Raw genomic sequence first — 18,435 nt, forward strand, 5'->3', positions numbered from 1 at the left:
GGTCAGTGGTAAGTAGTTAGCCGTAAGTGCCTTATACAAGCATCAACCACTAACTACTAACTACTTACCACTAACCGCTTATCACTAAACTGCTAATGAAAGACAAGCTCATCACTCCGAGTTACTGCTTCATCCTGGCAGCCAACTTCCTGCTTTACTTCGGCTTCTGGCTGATGATGCCCGTACTCCCCTTCTACCTGACGGAAGTGTTCGGAGCGGACAAGTTCACCATGGGGCTCGTCTTGTCGTGCTACACCATTGCGGCCCTATGCATCCGCCCCTTCTCGGGCTACCTGCTCGACACGTTCGCCCGCAAACCTCTCTATCTGCTGGCCTACTTCATCTTCACGTCTATCTTCGGCGGCTATCTGCTGGCCGGCACCCTGACCCTCTTCATCGCCCTGCGCATCGTCCACGGCGTGTCGTTCGGCATGGTGACGGTAGGTGGCAATACGGTGGTCATCGACATCATGCCCTCGTCGCGCCGCGGCGAAGGATTGGGCTACTACGGACTGGCCAATAACATTGCCATGTCCATCGGCCCCATGACGGGCCTCTTCCTGCACGACGCGGGCATCGGCTACACGTGGATATTCTGTGCCTCACTGGGTTCGTGTCTGGCCGGTTTCTGTTGTGCTACACTGGTCAAGACACCCTACAAGCCACCTGTGAAGCGCGACCCCATCTCACTCGACCGCTTCATCCTGCTCAAGGGACTTCCTGCCGGAGCCAGCCTCCTGCTTCTGTCCATCCCCTATGGCATGACGACCAACTACGTGGCCATGTATGCTCGCCAGATTGAGATAGACGCCTCTACAGGCTTCTTCTTCACCTTCATGGCGCTGGGCATGGCCGTGTCGCGACTCTTCTCCGGCCGGCTGGTGGACAGGGGAAAAATTACGCAAGTGATATCCGCAGGACTGGTGCTGGTGGTGTTCAGTTTCTTCCTGCTGGCCGCATGCGTATACATCATCCAATGGGACAGCCATGCCTGCACGGTGGTGTTCTTCACCATCGCCCTGCTGCTGGGCATCGGCTTCGGCACCATGTTTCCCGCCTACAATACCCTGTTCGTTAACCTGGCGCCCAACAGCCAGCGCGGCACGGCTACCTCAACCTACCTCACGTCGTGGGACGTGGGTATCGGCATCGGCATGCTGACCGGCGGATACATTGCCGAAATCAGCACCTTCGACAAGGCTTACCTCTTCGGCGCCTGCCTGACGGTGGTGTCCATGCTGTACTTCAACCTGAAAGTGGCGCCCCATTACCACCAAAACAAACTGAGATGAGAAAGAAAGAACGATACGAAAAGATACTGTCCTGGTTCAGGGAGAACCGCCCCGTGGCCGAAACGGAGCTGCACTACAACACCCCCTTCGAGCTACTCATTGCCGTCATCCTGTCGGCCCAATGCACGGACAAGCGAGTGAACATGATCACTCCCCCGCTTTTCCACGACTTCCCCACTCCCGAAGCACTGGCCGCCACTACGCCCGAGGTAGTGTTCGAGTACATCCGTAGCGTGTCCTACCCCAACAACAAGGCACGCCACCTGGTGGGCATGGCGCAGATGCTCGTCAAGGACTTCGGAAGCCAGGTGCCCGACACGCTGGAGGAACTCATCAAGCTGCCCGGCGTGGGACGCAAGACGGCCAACGTCATCCAGTCGGTCGTGTTCAACAAGGCCGCCATGGCAGTAGATACGCATGTCTTCCGCGTCAGCCACCGGCTTGGACTGGTAGGTCCAAACTGTACCACCCCGCTGAGCGTGGAAAAGGAGCTGACCAAGCACATCCCCGAGGCCGACATTCCCATCGCCCACCACTGGCTCATCCTGCACGGGCGCTACGTGTGCCAAGCACGTACACCCCAATGCGATGCCTGCGGCCTAAAGATGCTCTGCAAAGATTACGAAAAAAGGACGGGAATAAAAGAGGTGAATAGTTAATTCACAGGGGGATATCCAACATTTTTTTAACATTCAAGATTTAAAAAAGTGCCCGTTGCGAACATATTACAGAAAATAATACTAACTTTGCGGGCAAGTAAAACGAGAATATTCGTAACACTTTTAAATAAAATAGAGCATTATGACAATTGATCAATTCAACTTTGCCGGTAAGAAGGCATTCGTCCGTGTGGACTTCAATGTGCCCCTGGACGAGAATTTCAACATCACTGATGACACCCGTATGCGTGCCGCTCTTCCTACACTGAAGAAGATTCTGGCCGACGGCGGTAGTTTGATAATCGGCTCACACTTGGGTCGTCCGAAAGGCGTAGCCGAAAAATTCTCTCTGAAACACATCCTGAACCACTTGAACGAGCTGCTTGGCATTGAAGTTCAGTTTGCCAATGATTGTATGGGTGAAGAAGCTGCCGTAAAGGCTGCCGCTCTGCAACCGGGTGAAGCTCTCCTGCTGGAAAACCTGCGTTTCTATGCAGAAGAAGAAGGCAAGCCTCGTGGCTTGGCCGAAGATGCTACCGACGAAGAAAAGAAAGCCGCTAAAGCCAAGGTAAAAGAAAGCCAGAAGGAATTCACCAAGAAGCTGGCTTCATATGCCGACTGCTACGTGAACGATGCTTTCGGTACCGCTCACCGTGCACACGCTTCTACGGCACTCATCGCACAATATTTTGACAAGGACCACAAGATGTTCGGTTACCTGATGGAGAAGGAAGTGAAGGCCGTTGACAAAGTGCTGAACGACATTCATCGTCCGTTCACCGCCATCATGGGTGGTTCGAAGGTTTCTTCTAAGATCGAAATCATCGAAAACCTGCTGAACAAAGTAGATAACCTCATCATCGCCGGCGGTATGACTTATACATTCACCAAGGCTATGGGCGGCAAGATCGGTATCTCCATTTGCGAGGACGACAAGCTTGACTTGGCTCTCGACCTGATGAAGGAAGCCAAGGAAAAAGGCGTTAATCTGGTATTGGCTACCGATGCCAAGATTGCAGACTCCTTCTCGAACGACGCCAACACCCAGTTCTGCAAGGTAAATGAAATTCCTGACGGATGGGAAGGCCTTGACATAGGTCCTGAGAGTGAGAAACTCTTCGCCGATGTTATCAAGAGTTCCAAGACTATCCTGTGGAACGGCCCGACAGGTGTATTCGAATTCGACAACTTCACACACGGTTCACGTGCCGTAGGCGAAGCTATCGTAGAAGCAACGAAGAACGGTGCTTTCTCACTGGTAGGTGGCGGTGACTCTGTAGCTTGTGTCAACAAGTTCGGTCTGGCCAGCGGCGTATCTTACGTATCGACTGGTGGTGGTGCATTGCTCGAAGCCATCGAAGGAAAAGTTCTTCCGGGTATTGCAGCTATCAACGAATAAAACATAATCACCAACCGAAAGAGGGTGTGTCCAGAGAAGATACGCCCTCTTTCTTTTTAAATGCCTTATGAAAAAACTACTGATACTATGGTTTGTCTGCGCTTTCATGGCTTCAGCAGCCGCACAAGAAAAGCAAGAAGAAAAGAAAAAATCACAGAACAATACACTGAACAACATTGTGAACACACTGAAAGAGCGTATCACACTGGAAGGATATATGCAATTAGGATACACATATAATGATCAGTCTGAAAGCAAAACAAATACCTTTGAAATGACCCGTGCCATCCTCATGGCTCGTGGACGAATTACAGATCATTGGTCATGTTATTTTATGTATAGTCTGGCAGGAACACCCAAAATTCTGGAAGCCTACACCGAATATCACTTTTTCCCTGAATTGAGTGTACGCATTGGCGAATTCAAGACTCCTTATACGTATGAGAATCCCTTGTCACCTACAGTCGTTGAGCTAATAAGTTGTTACTCACAAGCCGTTAACTATCTAGCAGGTATTAATGGCAGTGATTTACTTTACGGTTCTAACAGTGGACGTGATTTAGGTTTAATGATATACGGCAACCTGTTCAAGAATCTCATAAATTACAAACTAGCCATCATGAACGGACAAGGCATTAATAAAAAAGATGGCAACAATCAAAAAGATATCGTAGGTACGTTCAACATCAATCCACTGCAATGGCTGACCCTTACCGGTTCTTTCATTAAAGGAAAAGGATGCGCCATAGCCACATCCAATATCAATCCCAACATACAGATTGGAGACAACTACACACGCAATCGATGGGCAGCCGGTATAGTAATGAAACTGAAACCGATAGACCTTAGATCAGAATATCTGGCAGGCAAAGACGGTTTGGTAAAAAGCAACGGATATTATGCAACAGCCAACATACACATCCTCTCCAAGCAAAAGCTAGACTTAATAGCATCTTACGACTACCTAAACAAAAATAAAGCTGTAGACAATAAACAAAGTAACTACGTTGCAGGTATACAATGGTGGTTTTATCCGAAATGCCGCCTTCAAGTACAATATACCCACTGCGTTCCTTACCAAAATAAAAGTTACAACCTGGTACAAGCTCAAGTACAAGTACGTTTCTAAGAACCATTTTTCAACTCAACCAGTTCATGAACTACGATCAAATCCTTCAAGAAATTTATCAGGAGATACAGCCTTATGCCGGACAGGGAGAACCTGCCGCCTACATTCCCGACTTGTTGAAAGTAAATCCCGACCGCTACGGTATCTGCCTGCATACCCTCGACGGACAAGACTTTGCGATGGGCGATTGCGACGAACGGTTTGCCATCCAGAGTATCTCGAAAGTCTTTGCACTGGCCATGGGATTTGCCCGGCTGAACGACCGTCTTTGGCAACGCATCGGCGTGGAGCCTTCGGGTAATGCCTTCAATTCTATCTTTCAGCTGGAACTGGAACATGGTATTCCCCGCAATCCGCTCATCAACGCAGGGGCGCTTGTCATGACCGATATTCTTCTCTCTGTATTGGAATACCCCGAACGTGAATATCTGGCCTTTGTGCGTAGCCTTTGCGGATGCGACTCCATCCAATACGACGAGAGCATGGCCGCCTCGGAGCGCGACAACGGCTATCTGAATGCAGCTATCGTGAACATGCTGAAGTATTATGGCAATATCGAAAACGACGTGGAGCGCGTACTCCGCTTCTATTTTCGCCAGTGTTCGGTCAAGATGAACTGCCGCGAATTGTCGCGCGCTTTCCTACCTTTCGCCGACCACACACGAGCTTTCAGTTTCGACGGAACCGAACTCACTACCTCACAGGTGAAACGCATCAATGCCATCATGCAGACATGTGGTTTCTATGACGAAGCCGGCGAATTTTCCTACCTGGTAGGATTGCCAGGCAAAAGTGGTGTAGGAGGAGGTATAGCTGCCATCTGTCCACGCCAATACTCCGTAGCCGTCTGGAGTCCCCGACTCAATAAAAAAGGCAATTCAGTAATGGGATTGAAAGCACTCGAACTACTCACCACGAAGACAGCTGTCAGCATTTTCTGACAATTTTTCACCGGCATAGGCTTCTCCCATCCTTCATTTTGGCGAAAAAGCATGCGAATGTGAAAAATGTTTCGTATTTTTGTACCCAAATTGAGTGAAAATTAACGATATGAACGTTTTAGAACTAAGTGAACAGGAAATCATTCGCCGCAACAGCATGAATGAACTTCGCGCGATGGGTATCGAACCCTATCCCGCAGCAGAGTATGTAACCAACGCTTTCTCTACAGACATAAAAGCTGAATTCAAAGACGAAGACGAGCCTCGCCAGGTGTCCATTGCCGGACGTATGATGAGCCGTCGTGTCATGGGAAAAGCTTCCTTCATCGAACTTCAGGACTCCAAAGGACGTATCCAGGTGTACATCACCCGTGATGACATCTGTCCTGACGAAAACAAGGACATGTACAACACCGTGTTCAAACGTTTGCTCGACCTAGGCGACTTCATCGGTATTGAAGGTTTTGTTTTCCGTACCCAGATGGGCGAAATCAGCGTACACGCCAAAAAGCTGACCGTACTCGCCAAGAGCCTCAAACCTCTGCCTATCGTGAAATACAAGGATGGCGTGGCATACGACTCGTTCGAAGACCCTGAACTACGCTATCGCCAACGCTACGTAGACCTCATCGTGAACGACGGTGTAAAAGAAACTTTCCTGAAGCGCTCCAAAGTTATTTCTACCATGCGTGCCGTGCTGGACGAAGCCGGCTATACTGAAGTGGAAACTCCTATCCTTCAGTCTATCCCCGGCGGTGCAAGTGCCCGTCCATTCATTACCCACCATAATTCGCTGGACATCGACCTTTATCTGCGTATTGCTACAGAACTTTACCTGAAAAGACTTATCGTAGGCGGATTTGAAGGTGTATACGAAATCGGCAAGAACTTCCGCAACGAGGGTATGGATAAGAACCATAACCCCGAATTCACCTGCATGGAGCTCTATGTACAGTACAAAGACTATAACTGGATGATGAGCTTCACTGAAAAGCTGCTTGAACGTATTTGTATTGCCGTAAACGGTTGTACAGAAACTGAAATAGACGGCAAGACCATCAGTTTCAAAGCTCCTTACCGCCGTCTACCCATTCTCGATGCCATCAAGGAAAAGACCGGCTATGACCTCAACGGCAAGAGCGAAGATGAAATCCGCCAGATCTGCAAAGAACTGAAGATGGATATTGATGATACCATGGGCAAGGGCAAGCTGATTGATGAAATCTTCGGCGAATTCTGCGAAGGAACCTTCATCCAGCCGACTTTCATCACCGACTATCCTGTTGAAATGAGTCCGCTCACCAAGATGCATCGTAGTAAGCCGGGCCTTACCGAACGTTTCGAATTAATGGTAAACGGCAAAGAACTGGCCAATGCCTATAGCGAACTGAACGACCCTATCGATCAGGAAGAACGCTTCAAGGAGCAGTTGCGCCTGAGCGAGAAGGGTGATGATGAAGCCATGTTCATCGATCAGGACTTCCTGAAAGCTTTGCAATATGGCATGCCTCCCACATCGGGTATCGGTATCGGTATTGACCGTCTGACCATGCTGATGACAGGAAAGGCCTTCATTCAAGAAGTATTATTCTTCCCACAAATGCGTCCCGAAAAGGTAACGCCGAAAGACACACCAGCCAAATTCATAGAACTGGGTATTCCTGAAGAATGGGTACCTGTTATTCAAAAAGCAGGATACAATCAAGTTGCAGACATGGCAGAAGTCAATCCTCAAAAACTGCACATGGACATTTGCGGTATCAACAAGAAATACAAATTGGAATTGGCCAATCCGAGCGTAAACGACGTCGTCGGCTGGATAGAAAGATTGAAGAACTAACGAAATAGAGATGAAAGTTCCTGGAAAGATAGCCATCATGGGCGGAGGAAGTTGGGCAACAGCCATTGCCAAAATGGTGCTCAATCAGGCAGAGTCGATTAATTGGTACATGCGGCGCGACGACCGTATTGCCGACTTCAAGCGGCTGGGCCATAACCCCGCCTATCTGACAGGCGTCAAGTTTGATACCAAGCGGATCAATTTCAGTTCGAACATCAACGATGTAGTCAAGGCATCCGATACACTGATATTTGTTACGCCTTCGCCTTACCTCAAATCTCATTTGAAGAAGCTGAAGACAAAAATAAAGGATAAATTTATCATTACAGCCATCAAGGGTATTGTCCCTGATGACAATCTGATTGTATCCGAATACTTCACCAAGGAATATGGTGTACCAGCCGAGAACATTGCTGTAGTAGCAGGTCCCTGCCATGCCGAAGAAGTGGCACTGGAGCGCCTGTCCTACCTCACCATCGCTTGTCCCGACATCGAAAAAGCATCGATTTTTGCCCGCCATCTCAGCTGTTCTTACATCAAGACTTCGGTGAGCAACGACGTGGCAGGCATCGAATATGGTTCGGTACTGAAAAACGTTTACGCCATCGCAGCCGGCATTTGCAACGGATTGAAATATGGTGACAACTTCCAGGCTGTACTCATATCGAATGCAATACAAGAGATGAACCGTTTCCTGCAAACGGTGCATCCACTTGACCGTAATGTCAGCGACTCGGCCTACCTAGGAGATTTACTTGTAACAGGCTACTCCAACTTTAGCCGTAACCGCACGTTTGGCACCATGATAGGAAAAGGTTATTCGGTGAAAAGCGCCCAGATAGAAATGGAAATGATTGCCGAAGGTTACTATGGAACCAAGTGTATCAAGGAAATCAACAAACACTATCATGTCAACATGCCTATCGTGGATGCGGTCTATAACATTCTGTATGAAAGGATATCCCCCATGATAGAAATCAAATTGCTGACTGATTCTTTCAGATAAAACTTTTTTAAATTAAGATAGTATGATTAGTTTAAACATTGAAAAGACTTTTGGATTTATTTCCAAAGAAAACGTTGCCGCTTACGAAGCAAAAGTAAAAGAAGCACAAGACGCTTTGGAAAACGGCACCTGCAAAGGTAATGACTTTTTGGGCTGGTTGCACCTGCCGTCATCCATCACCAAAGAGCACCTGGAAGACTTGAAAGCTACAGCACAGATATTGCGTGAAAATTGTGAAGTTGTAATCGTTGCAGGCATTGGCGGAAGCTATCTGGGTGCACGTGCGGTCATCGAAGCACTTTCAAACAGCTTTATCTGGTTGCAGGAAAAGAAGAACGCTCCTACCATTCTTTTTGCCGGTCACAATATTGGTGAAGACTACTTATACGAACTCACTGAATATCTGAAAGACAAGAAATTCGGTGTCATCAATATCTCCAAGTCAGGGACAACTACCGAGACAGCTCTCGCTTTCCGCCTGCTGAAAAAACAATGCGAAGACCAGCGTGGTAAAGAAATGGCCAAGAAAGTCATCGTAGCTGTTACAGATGCCAAGAAAGGTGCTGCACGCACTACTGCCGACAAGGAAGGATACAAGTCGTTCATCATCCCCGACAATGTAGGCGGACGTTTCTCTGTACTGACTCCGGTTGGTTTGCTCCCTATCGCCGTAGCCGGCTTCGATATCGACAAACTGGTAGCTGGTGCCGTTGAGATGGAAAAGGCCTGCGGCGCGGACGTTCCTTTCGAACAGAATCCCGCTGCCTTGTATGCCGCTACCCGCAACGAATTGTACAAGAATGGCAAGAAGATTGAAATCCTTGTCAACTTCAACCCGAAACTCCATTATGTCAACGAATGGTGGAAGCAATTATACGGTGAGTCAGAAGGTAAGGAAGGCAAAGGTATCTTCCCTGCTGCCGTAGATTTCTCGACCGACCTTCACTCCATGGGACAATGGATCCAAGAAGGCGAACGTACCATCTACGAAACCGTTATATCAGTTGAACAACCGACTCACAAACTGGAAGTGCCCAGTGACGCAGAAAACCTGGACGGCCTGAATTTCCTGGCTGGCAAGCGTGTAGACGAAGTCAACAAAATGGCCGAACTAGGCACACAGCTGGCTCACGTAGATGGAGGTGTACCCAACATGCGTATCTCCGTTCCGACCCTGAACGAAAAATGTATCGGCGGCCTGCTCTACTTCTTCGAAAAAGCCTGCGGCATCAGCGGTTATCTGCTGGGCGTCAACACGTTCAACCAACCGGGTGTAGAGGCCTACAAGAAGAATATGTTTGCCCTGCTCAACAAACCTGGATACGAAGAAGAATCCAAAGCTATCCGCGCAAGACTGTAAGCTCTATGAATTCCATTCAACAATCCATAGCCCGCTATCTTCAAGGTAGCGGGCATTCTTATATCCATCTCAAAGCAGTACTGTTCGACATGGACGGAGTACTATTCGACTCCATGCCCTATCATGCCGACGCCTGGCATACGGTAATGGAGCGTCGTGGCCTCCATTTAAGCCGTGAGGAAGCTTTTCTGCACGAAGGACGTACAGGAGCATCGACAATAAACATTGTATACCAAAGGCAGTTCGGCAAAGATGCCACTCCCGAAATGATTGAAGAAATCTATGCCGAAAAAAGCCGAGAGTTCAACAAGCATCCTGAACCCGAACGCATGAAAGGTGCTTGGGAACTGATACAAAAAGTAAAATCCTGCGGGCTCATTCCTGTATTGGTCACAGGTTCAGGACAAACATCCCTACTCGACAGACTGAACCACAACTATCCCGACACGTTCGATCGGAACCATATGGTTACAGCCTTCGATGTCAAATATGGTAAACCGAATCCTGAACCCTACCTGATGGGACTGGAAAAAGCGCAGGTAGCCCCCAATGAAGCAATCGTTGTTGAAAATGCCCCCATCGGCGTACAAGCAGGCGTTGCAGCAGGTATTTTTACTATAGCCGTCAATACAGGTCCACTGGACGAGCAAGTTCTACTTAATGCTGGAGCCAATTTACTATTTCCTTCCATGCTGGCCTTCAATGATTCATGGGAGAAAGTATACCAAACTTTACAACAAGTGTCCATATAATAAAAAAAGAGGGTATATCATCAACAGATATACCCTCTCATTTTTTACTATGCAATTCTTATTTGGCAGCTTCCAAAGATGCTTTGCGGAAAGCCTTCATAGCTTTCTCAATTTCCAATGAAGCCTTACGTGCACGGGTACCAGCAGCCTTGTTTCCATTTTCTACCTGTGCCTTTGCATCTTTTTCAAACGCTGCATATAATTCAGCAATCTTTTCTACTAATTCTTTCATAATCCCTTTAAGTATTTACTTTGTTAATAATGTACGGCAAAAATACACTCTTTTGCGAAATAAACACATAAAAAGAATATTTTTTTTTACTACAGCAGCAATTTTAAGCTAAAAAAAGAATAATCGGCGTTTTTTCTCTACTTTTGCAGCCATGAAACGTCTTACAGATACCGACTATATATACACTTTGATTGCTGAAGGTGAGCATCAACAACAAGACTTTAAGTTTGAAATATCTGACGCATGTAAAATTGCTAAAACTCTTTCCGCCTTTGCAAATACAGAAGGGGGACGCCTGTTGATTGGCGTAAAAGATAATGGCCGAATTGCAGGAGTGCGTTCAGAGGAAGAAAAATACATGATCGAAGCCGCAGCAGAACTATATTGCAGCCCAACAGTCAACTATAGCATGCAGACTCATCAAGTTGAAGGACGCACTATCCTGATTGTACAAATTGAAGAAAGTGATCAAAAACCAATCTATGCAAAAGATGAATCGGGAAAATACTTAGCCTATCTGCGCATCAAGGATGAAAACATCTTGGCAACTCCCGTCCATTTACGTGTCTGGCAACAGAGTGGAAATCCGCTTGGAGAATTGATAGAATATACTGAACGTGAACATTTATTACTTGATCTGCTCAAAGAAAACGACCAGTTATCTTTAAACCGATATTGCCGCTTAGCGCATATTTCACGCCGTGCGGCAGAACATCTACTGGCCAAGTTTATCCGCTATGAAATTGTAGAAGCTGTGTTCGAAGGCCACAAATTTCATTTTCGTTTGAAAGAATAATAACACCCTACTCCACAACAATACAACACACATGGGAATAATCAATTCAATCAATGACATACTTTGGACATATATCCTTATAGCATTTTTGCTAGGATGTGCCATATGGTTCACTTTCAGAACTCGTTTTGTCCAGTTCCGCATGATTTCAGAAATGATGCGCCTGTTAGGAGATTCTGCAGGAACAAACAAGAACGTCAAACACATCTCGTCCTTTCAGGCATTTGCTATCTCGATAGCCAGCCGTGTAGGTACAGGAAATCTGGCAGGAGTAGCTACCGCTATCGCCGTCGGCGGTCCAGGAGCCGTATTCTGGATGTGGATTATTGCCCTATTCGGAGCATCCAGTTCGTTTGTAGAATCGACCTTGGCACAACTTTATAAAGAAAGAGGGAAGGACTCATATATTGGTGGACCAGCCTATTACATGAGAAAAGGACTAAAACTGCCATGGATGGGAACTTTGTTTGCACTCCTCATCACCGTCACTTTTGGTTTTGCATTCAATTCTGTACAGAGCAATACACTATGCGCCGCTTTCGAAAACGCATTTGGTTTAAGTCATACCATTGTAGGAGTTATACTTACTGCATTAACTGTTCTCATCATCTTTGGAGGCGTACAACGCATTGCCAAAGTTAGCAGTATCATCGTACCTATCATGGCTCTAGGATATATTGCACTGGCAGTAACCATTGTCTTGCTGAACATAACTGAACTGCCAACCGTAATCAGCCAGATTGTAAGCCATGCCTTCGGGTGGAATCAGGCATTAGGAGGAGGTATAGGCGCAGCTCTGATGCAAGGCATTAAACGGGGACTTTTCAGCAATGAGGCCGGCATGGGTTCAGCGCCCAATGTGGCAGCTACGGCTCACGTCAGTCATCCTGTAAAGCAAGGACTGATTCAGACCTTAGGTGTCTTTACAGACACTCTGATCATTTGTACCTGCACAGCTTTCATTATCCTTTTCAGTGGTGCTCCACTAGATGGTTCAGCCAACGGAGTGCAACTCACCCAACATGCTTTGACAAACGAAGTAGGTTCCTCTGGCAGTATATTCGTAGCAGTGGCATTATTTTTCTTTGCATTCAGCAGCATCTTGGGAAACTACTATTACGGAGAGGCCAATATACGTTACCTCACCCATCGAAAATGGATACTGAACATTTATCGCTTATTAGTAAGCGGAATGGTACTGTTTGGGGCATTGGCAACATTGGATATGGTATGGGGGCTGGCAGACATCACTATGGGATTAATGACTCTCTGCAACCTGATTGCCATCAGCCTTCTTGGCAAATACGCATTTAAACTTTTGGAAGACTATCGTATGCAAAAACAAAGTGGAATTAAAGATCCTGTATTTACCTCCGACAGATTGAAAGAATTGGAAGATGATTTAGATTGTTGGCAAAAAGAAAGTTAAGAAATAAGCGCCAAACAATATTGGTGTAAATCAACTTATTTCGTAATTTTGCGCCACGACTAAAAAAACATTCATAAAAAACATGGGAATATTTACCAACTTATTTAAAAAGAATACAGAAGAAGTCTCTTCAAAGAACGTAGAAGACTTTGTCTTGCTGACGCGTGTTTATTTCCAGTCAGTAATAGCAGCCAATCTGGGTATCACCAACATTCGCTTTGTGCCCGATGTAGCCACTTTCAAACGGCTATTCAAAATCCCCACACAAGGTGGAAGACTGGGACAAGCAGAAAAAGCTGCCTCCAAGAAAATGTTGATGCAAGACTATGCTTTAAGTGAAAACTTCTTCAAAGAAATTGACGCTTCCATCAAAAAACATTGTCGCACTCCCAACGACGTGCAAGCCTACCTCTTCATGTATCAAGGTTTCGCCAACGACTTGATGATGCTGATGGGTAACTTAATGCAATGGAAATTCCGCATGCCGTCAATCTTTAAAGGTGCCCTTAGAGCGATGACGGAAAAAACAGTCCATGAAGTCTGCACCAAAACAGTATGGAAGAAAGACGACGTACACAAGACTGCTGCCGCCGTACGCCAATACAAGGAACGTTTGGGCTACTCCGAACAATGGATGACAGAATACGTCTACAACGTAGTGGTACTGGCCAAAAAAGAAGCCAAGCATAAAAAGAACGAAGACAAGAAATAACAGGTTCACCCATTTATGGAAATAGAACAACACCCATTGGAGCCTTTCCTGCCAACCAATGCCAAACTGCTGATGTTAGGCAGCTTTCCGCCTCAACGCAAGCGGTGGAGTATGGAGTTCTATTACCCCAACTGGAACAACGATATGTGGCGCATCGTGGGCCTCATCTTCTTCGGCGACAAAGAGCACTTTGTTGTCAAGGGGAAAAGGGCCTTTTCCAAGGAAGAACTCATTGCTTTCCTGCAGGAAAAAGGCATTGCCCTCTACGACACAGCAACGGCTGTCCGACGCCTGCAGGACAATGCATCAGACAAGTTTCTGGAAGTGGTACAACCCACGGATGTCCGCAACCTGCTCGAAAGACTTCCCCAATGCCGCGCCATCGTCACCACCGGCGAAAAGGCTACCGATACATTGTGCCGCACGTTCTCCCTTACAGCTCCTAAGGTAGGCGACTTCACCGAATTTCTTTTCGGAGAACGTCCCCTGCGTCTCTATCGCATGCCCTCTTCCTCGCGGGCCTATCCGTTGGCCCTGGACAAGAAAGCGACTGCCTATCGAGTCATGTATCAGGACTTGCAAATGTTATAAAAGACAGCATAATCGGGGACAAGAAGAAAAATAAAGCGGCAAAGGTCTTGCAAAATCAAAACTTTCCACTACCTTTGCAGCCGCAAACACGGGAATAGCTCAGTTGGTAGAGCATCGGTCTCCAAAACCGAGTGTCGGGAGTTCGAGCCTCTCTTCCCGTGCAACAAAAAATCCGGTATTCCTCAAAGGATATCGGATTTTTTGTTGTAAGGATAAAAATTACTTCAAAACGACCAGCACCTTACGCGCGCCATGGGCTCCCATAACTAGCGCCTGCTCGATGTCGGCCGTCTTCGAAGGCCCCGAGAGGAATACGCCATAAGGATAGGAAGCCGTCTTTAAAGCAGCATAAGCCTCGTGCATATTGTTGACCAGACGGTTGCGGTCCACAACTATCAGCAATGCCTCCGCAATGAAATACAGCAACTTATGACGAACGGTCTGCGGAATCCAGACTGCCCCATTCTCGGCCACTCCCATTTCACCCGACACCACAGCCAGGTCTACTCCGTTCAAATCCTGCGCACGCTCCACCTCGTCGGGATTCAGCGTAGCGCAAGTTACCTCTGTCAAAGTCGAAGCGATGCTACGTGCCTCAGGGAAACGCGAACGGATGATGGCATCCAGCGTATCACCCTCCTGCCACACTACCGCATCACCTCCCACCTGACGGCTGACTTCACAAAACTGTTTCACCTTGTCGGCATAGGCCGTAGCCTTTATCTCCCAGCGGGGATAGTCGAAACGCAGCTTGGTGTTCCGACGTATTTTGTCCAATATTTCGTCACGATTGCTCATTTCTCAGATTCCTCCTTTCCCTGTACTTTGTTTTTCTTCCACATCTCGTTGAACGATTCCGAAGCAAACTTGGGCAGCTCACGTCCCTTGCCCCAATCATTCAGTCCATTGTATTTCATGAAACGGGGCAACCCGTTCACCATCGGAGCCGCCCAAAGTGCCGCATTGAACAGGGTCGGACGCTCCATCAGGAATTTCATGCCGCCGGACATATACTGCTTCTCGCTGCTGGCCTTGCCAATAGCCTTCAACCCCTGACGCCACTTATAGATCTGTTCGCCCAAGTCGACCTTGGCCGGACAAACATTGGAGCAGGAAAGGCAAAGCGAACAGGCCGAAAGATTGTCGTAATACTTCTGCGGATCGTGTGCCATCCCCAGATTGATGCCAATTGGCCCTGGAATGAAATAGGTATACGAATAGCCACCGCTCCGCCGATAGACCGGACAGGTGTTCATGCACGCTCCGCAACGGATACAGTTCAGCAGACGGATGTGGTCGGTATCGGCCAGCATGTCGCTGCGCCCGTTGTCTACTATAATGATGTGATACTCACCTCCCTCACGCGGAGAGCGGAAATGGGACGTATAGGTGGTACTGGGTTGTCCTGTGCCCGAGCGGGCCAACAGACGGGTAAAGACACCTAACGCCTCCATGTCGGGTACAATCTTCTCCAACCCGAAAGCCGAAATGTTCAACTTGGGGCAGGACATACCCATATCGGCGTTGCCTTCGTTAGTACATACCACGACATCGCCCGTCGAGGCAACGGCAAAGTTGGCGCCAGTCATGGCCGCATCGGCATTCAGAAAAATGTCGCGCAGGTTCTTGCGGGCCACATGGGTCAGATAAGTAGGATCGTAGTTGCCCTTTTCGGAACCCATCTCCTTCTCGAACAGTTCGCCCACTTGCTGACGCTTGATGTGTATGGCCGGCAGCACCACATGGCTGGGCGGCAGGTGCATCAGTTGCAGGATACGTTCGCCCAAATCGGTTTCCACCGTATCGATGCCCTTGGATATCAGGAAAGGATCCAGTTCGCATTCCTCGGAAAGCATGGATTTGCTCTTGACAAAGCGCTTGACACCATGGCTGCGCAGCAGGTCGTAAATGATGTTGCGATACTCCTCCGCATCCTTGGCCCAGTGTACAATGGCACCATTGGCGGTGGCGTTCTCCTCAAAATCGACCAACAGCTCTTCCAAGTGGCTGTTGGAATACAATTTCAGCTGACAAGCCTTCTCGCGCAGGTCCTCCCACTCGGACAGTTCCCGGCTCATCTTGTCGCGTTTGGCACGGACCATCCAAAGGGTCTCGTTGTGCCATGCCACCTGTTCCTTGTCTTGAAGGAACTTCTCGGCGGCTTTCGAATGCTTGGTACTCATAGTTGTGAAGCCAATATTTCTACAATATGAATGGTTTTAATGGGCAAATGTTCGCGGTCAATGACACCCTGCATGTGCATCAGGCAGGAGCTGTCGGCCCCGGTGATGTATTCGGCACCTGTTTCCATGTGATGCCTGATCTTATCCTGGGCCATGCAGACCGAGACGGCCTGTTCTTCTACGGCAAACATACCACCGAAGCCGCAACACTCGTCCGGATGGGCCGGCTCAAATACTTCGATATCCTTCACCAGCCCCAAAAGATCGCGTAACTTGTTATAGTAAGGAATGTTACGCTCACTGGGCGAAGAGAGATTGAGCTCACGTACGCCATGGCAACTGTTGTGTATGCTCACCTTATGGGGAAAGCATGCACTCAGGCTGTCAGGCTTCACCACGTCGTGAATGAATTCACAGAGGTCATAAATCTTTCCCGCACTCCGACACACGTGTCCTTCGTGCTTCAGGATATCAGGATGATTCAACTTTACAAAAGCCACGCAGCTGGCCGAAGGACCGACCACGTAGTCATAATCCTTGAACAAATCGTCGAAACGGAGGGCCAGCTTGGAAGCCTCGCCCTCGAAACCGGCATTGGCCATAGGCTGTCCGCAACACGTCTGATCCAGCGGATAGTCCACGTCTACACCCAGGCTCTTCAGCAATTTATAGGATGCCACCCCCACCTTGGGATAGATGGCGTTGATATAACATGGAATAAACAGACCTACTTTCATGGGTTCATCAGATTTATTGAATGATATGGTTAGTTTTCTTATTGTATGTCTATCAGCTTATGCGTCTGCAGACTGAGCCGCCAACGTGGATGCGCCAGCACACAAGCCACCGTCTCGGCTGTATTCTGGCACGAGCAGGGCTGCAGGAAGAAGTGTGCGGCAGGCAGCTGTTCGTAGGGCGTCAGGTCCTGCCCCTCGTACACCACCTTCACTTCGTCCATGCGGACCAACTTCAGTACGCCCCCCTCTTTGGGCGAACAGGTCACCCAGTCGATACCTTCCGGCAGGGGACGAGTGCCGTTTGTTTCGATGCAGATGTACTTCCCAGCCCGATGCAGCAGGTCTACCAACGTTCCGTCAATCCAAAGTGACGGCTCTCCCCCGGTCAATATCACCATGCGGGCCGGATATTTCTGTACCTCGGCCAGGATAGCTTCATCGGTCATCTGCGTGCCTTCCTCGTGACGCGTGTCGCAGAAAGGACATTTCAGGTTGCACCCCGAAAAGCGCACGAATACGGCAGGAGTGCCCGTATGGAACCCCTCGCCTTGCAGACTGTAGAATATTTCGTTAATCTTTCTCATAGACGGCCATATTTCCTTCGGACTCCTGTACCTCTACCTTGAAACAAGTAGGTATCTGGTCGCACACCCAACGGGCTATGTTCTCGGCCGTGGGATTACAGGGGATGACTTCGTTCAGATTCTTGTGGTCGAGACGGTCCATCACCGTCTGCTTGATGTGGGTAAAGTCCACGACCATGCCGTCCTCGTTCAATTCGCGCGAACGGCACCAGACGGTAATAATCCAGTTGTGACCATGCAGATTCTCACACTTACTGGGATAAGAAAGGCGCAGGCTATGGGCAGCCGACACCTCCATGCGTTTGACTACTGTGTACATAGGTTTAATACGCTTACTAAAATAAATGTTCCTACATAAATTCTGCATCTAATGTCACCTCGATGCTGCGGCAAAAATACGAATTTCTTCGTTATTTTTTCTACATTTGCGCCATGAAAGTAATCTGCATCATTTTAGGAAGCCTGTCGCTGGGGCTAGGCATTGCCGGCATTTTCCTGCCCTTGCTCCCCACCACACCCTTCCTGCTCCTGACAGCAGCCCTCTACTTCCGCGGCTCACCCCGCCTGTACGACTGGCTGTTACGACAGAAGCGGCTGGGCCCCTATATCCGCAACTTCCGCGAACACAAGGCCATACCGCTTCATGCCAAAATTACTTCCGTCAGCCTGACGTGGATTACCATTCTTTACTGCGTGACTTTCCTGATTGCAGCAATCTGGCTTCGAGTCCTGCTGCTCCTATTGGCTGCAGGCATCAGCTGGCACATCTTGTCGTACAAAACCTTGAAATAGC

General features: G+C 48.2%; 20 protein-coding genes and 1 tRNA gene. 15 read left to right on the forward strand and 6 right to left on the reverse strand.

Annotated features, from left to right (window positions below):
• Positions 1 to 95: 95 nt before the first annotated feature.
• The 9 genes from HF894_RS08160 (at position 96) to HF894_RS08200 (ending at position 10,378) form a co-directional block, all read left to right on the forward strand.
• Positions 96 to 1,292 (forward strand): MFS transporter, encoded by a 1,197-nt coding sequence (locus tag HF894_RS08160; protein WP_204971599.1) that lies wholly within the window; start codon positions 96 to 98, stop codon positions 1,290 to 1,292.
• On the forward strand, positions 1,289 to 1,951 hold the full coding sequence (gene nth / locus HF894_RS08165) for an endonuclease III (protein ID WP_204971600.1): 663 nt from the start codon (positions 1,289 to 1,291) through the stop codon (positions 1,949 to 1,951). Before HF894_RS08160 ends, nth begins: the two co-directional genes overlap by 4 nt.
• Positions 1,952 to 2,090: 139 nt before the next feature.
• Positions 2,091 to 3,350, forward strand: a complete 1,260-nt coding sequence (locus HF894_RS08170) for a phosphoglycerate kinase (protein ID WP_111936066.1) — start codon at positions 2,091 to 2,093, stop codon at positions 3,348 to 3,350.
• A gap of 106 nt (positions 3,351 to 3,456) precedes the next feature.
• Positions 3,457 to 4,479 (forward strand): porin, encoded by a 1,023-nt coding sequence (locus tag HF894_RS08175; protein ID WP_246593179.1) that lies wholly within the window; start codon positions 3,457 to 3,459, stop codon positions 4,477 to 4,479.
• A 26-nt stretch (positions 4,480 to 4,505) separates the two neighbouring features.
• The gene (locus HF894_RS08180; RefSeq protein ID WP_075317841.1) at positions 4,506 to 5,420 is read left to right on the forward strand and encodes a glutaminase; all 915 of its coding nucleotides are present in this window, start codon (positions 4,506 to 4,508) and stop codon (positions 5,418 to 5,420) included.
• A 109-nt stretch (positions 5,421 to 5,529) separates the two neighbouring features.
• Complete coding sequence (gene lysS / locus HF894_RS08185) at positions 5,530 to 7,260, forward strand: lysine--tRNA ligase (protein WP_204971602.1); 1,731 nt, start codon at positions 5,530 to 5,532, stop codon at positions 7,258 to 7,260.
• 10 nt (positions 7,261 to 7,270) lie between these two features.
• Positions 7,271 to 8,266, forward strand: coding sequence for an NAD(P)H-dependent glycerol-3-phosphate dehydrogenase (locus tag HF894_RS08190; protein WP_021848553.1), 996 nt, complete (start codon positions 7,271 to 7,273; stop codon positions 8,264 to 8,266).
• 22 nt (positions 8,267 to 8,288) lie between these two features.
• Positions 8,289 to 9,626, forward strand: a complete 1,338-nt coding sequence (locus HF894_RS08195; protein WP_021848554.1) for a glucose-6-phosphate isomerase — start codon at positions 8,289 to 8,291, stop codon at positions 9,624 to 9,626.
• 5 nt (positions 9,627 to 9,631) lie between these two features.
• Positions 9,632 to 10,378 carry an HAD-IA family hydrolase gene (locus HF894_RS08200; RefSeq protein WP_204971603.1) on the forward strand — a complete coding sequence of 249 codons (747 nt, stop codon included), beginning with the start codon at positions 9,632 to 9,634 and terminating at the stop codon, positions 10,376 to 10,378.
• Positions 10,379 to 10,436: 58 nt separating this feature from the next.
• On the opposite strand, the gene HF894_RS08205 is transcribed toward HF894_RS08200, so the two are convergent.
• The gene (locus HF894_RS08205) at positions 10,437 to 10,610 is read right to left on the reverse strand and encodes a hypothetical protein (RefSeq protein ID WP_021848556.1); all 174 of its coding nucleotides are present in this window, start codon (positions 10,608 to 10,610) and stop codon (positions 10,437 to 10,439) included.
• Positions 10,611 to 10,761: 151 nt separating this feature from the next.
• Between HF894_RS08205 and HF894_RS08210 the strand changes: the two genes are divergently transcribed.
• The 5 genes from HF894_RS08210 to HF894_RS08230 all read left to right on the forward strand — a co-directional run bounded on the left by HF894_RS08210 (position 10,762) and on the right by HF894_RS08230 (position 14,299).
• Positions 10,762 to 11,406, forward strand: a complete 645-nt coding sequence (locus HF894_RS08210) for an AlbA family DNA-binding domain-containing protein (RefSeq protein WP_021848557.1) — start codon at positions 10,762 to 10,764, stop codon at positions 11,404 to 11,406.
• Between the two features lie 31 nt (positions 11,407 to 11,437).
• Positions 11,438 to 12,835, forward strand: a complete 1,398-nt coding sequence (locus HF894_RS08215; protein WP_204971604.1) for an alanine/glycine:cation symporter family protein — start codon at positions 11,438 to 11,440, stop codon at positions 12,833 to 12,835.
• Positions 12,836 to 12,917: 82 nt separating this feature from the next.
• Entirely contained in the window at positions 12,918 to 13,547 is a 630-nt protein-coding gene (locus HF894_RS08220; protein ID WP_021848559.1) for a hypothetical protein, read from the forward strand.
• A 15-nt stretch (positions 13,548 to 13,562) separates the two neighbouring features.
• The gene (locus HF894_RS08225) at positions 13,563 to 14,138 is read left to right on the forward strand and encodes a uracil-DNA glycosylase family protein (protein WP_204971605.1); all 576 of its coding nucleotides are present in this window, start codon (positions 13,563 to 13,565) and stop codon (positions 14,136 to 14,138) included.
• Between the two features lie 88 nt (positions 14,139 to 14,226).
• Positions 14,227 to 14,299: transfer RNA gene (locus HF894_RS08230), tRNA-Trp, on the forward strand.
• A gap of 58 nt (positions 14,300 to 14,357) precedes the next feature.
• Here HF894_RS08230 and HF894_RS08235 read toward each other — a convergent pair.
• Genes HF894_RS08235 through queD form a run of 5 tightly spaced genes read right to left on the reverse strand, consistent with a single transcriptional unit; the run spans position 14,358 to position 17,961 of the window.
• Positions 14,358 to 14,936: a LutC/YkgG family protein gene (locus HF894_RS08235; protein WP_204971606.1), complete on the reverse strand. Its 579-nt coding sequence runs from the start codon at positions 14,934 to 14,936 to the stop codon at positions 14,358 to 14,360.
• The gene (locus HF894_RS08240) at positions 14,933 to 16,321 is read right to left on the reverse strand and encodes a lactate utilization protein B (RefSeq protein WP_204971607.1); all 1,389 of its coding nucleotides are present in this window, start codon (positions 16,319 to 16,321) and stop codon (positions 14,933 to 14,935) included. Before HF894_RS08240 ends, HF894_RS08235 begins: the two co-directional genes overlap by 4 nt.
• Positions 16,318 to 17,058, reverse strand: a complete 741-nt coding sequence (locus tag HF894_RS08245; protein ID WP_204971608.1) for a (Fe-S)-binding protein — start codon at positions 17,056 to 17,058, stop codon at positions 16,318 to 16,320. The genes HF894_RS08240 and HF894_RS08245 overlap by 4 nt, the downstream gene beginning before the upstream one ends.
• A 38-nt stretch (positions 17,059 to 17,096) precedes the next feature.
• A complete protein-coding gene (locus HF894_RS08250; RefSeq protein ID WP_204969811.1) occupies positions 17,097 to 17,642 on the reverse strand; it encodes a 7-carboxy-7-deazaguanine synthase QueE in 546 nt (181 codons plus the stop codon).
• A complete protein-coding gene (gene queD / locus HF894_RS08255; RefSeq protein ID WP_204971609.1) occupies positions 17,629 to 17,961 on the reverse strand; it encodes a 6-carboxytetrahydropterin synthase QueD in 333 nt (110 codons plus the stop codon). Before queD ends, HF894_RS08250 begins: the two co-directional genes overlap by 14 nt.
• Positions 17,962 to 18,074: 113 nt before the next feature.
• Between queD and HF894_RS08260 the strand changes: the two genes are divergently transcribed.
• Positions 18,075 to 18,434: a YbaN family protein gene (locus tag HF894_RS08260; RefSeq protein ID WP_204971610.1), complete on the forward strand. Its 360-nt coding sequence runs from the start codon at positions 18,075 to 18,077 to the stop codon at positions 18,432 to 18,434.
• Position 18,435: the final 1 nt, after the last annotated feature.

The organism is Caecibacteroides pullorum, from assembly GCF_019239235.1.
Taxonomy (GTDB): domain Bacteria; phylum Bacteroidota; class Bacteroidia; order Bacteroidales; family Bacteroidaceae; genus Bacteroides; species Bacteroides pullorum.